Source organism: Bacillus sp. SIMBA_008 (genome assembly GCF_046535495.1).
Classification (GTDB): domain Bacteria; phylum Bacillota; class Bacilli; order Bacillales; family Bacillaceae; genus Bacillus; species Bacillus subtilis.
The window spans coordinates 1-269 of record NZ_JAWRWL010000507.1 but is presented as its reverse complement, the minus strand read 5'-3'; the positions used below and the strand labels follow the sequence as shown (position 1 = coordinate 269).

Below are 269 nucleotides of genomic sequence, written 5' to 3'. Positions count from 1 at the left end.
AGACGTTTCGCAACCGCAACGTGCGGGCCGATCGCTTTGTATTCGTGCAGCGGACGGGTGATCTGTTCGTAGATCGCCAGTTTTTCCGGCGGGATTTCGTATTTAGACAGTTTCTGGGTAACTTCTTTAACGATACGAACCGCTTCTTCAACGTTACCGTGTTTCAGGATCGCTTCCAGAACACGCGCCTGGGTTTCTTTCGCGATTTCAGACCAGTCACGACGAACGATTTCCAGACCACGGGTGATGATTTTACCTTCTTCGTCGAT

1 protein-coding gene is annotated in these 269 nt (G+C 50.6%); it reads right to left on the bottom strand.

Annotation, left to right across the window (positions count from 1 at the left end; genetic code table 11):
* Positions 1-269, bottom strand: a 269-nt coding sequence (locus SB658_RS24220) for a DNA polymerase domain-containing protein (protein WP_410602899.1), incomplete at both ends; no start/stop codon positions are given.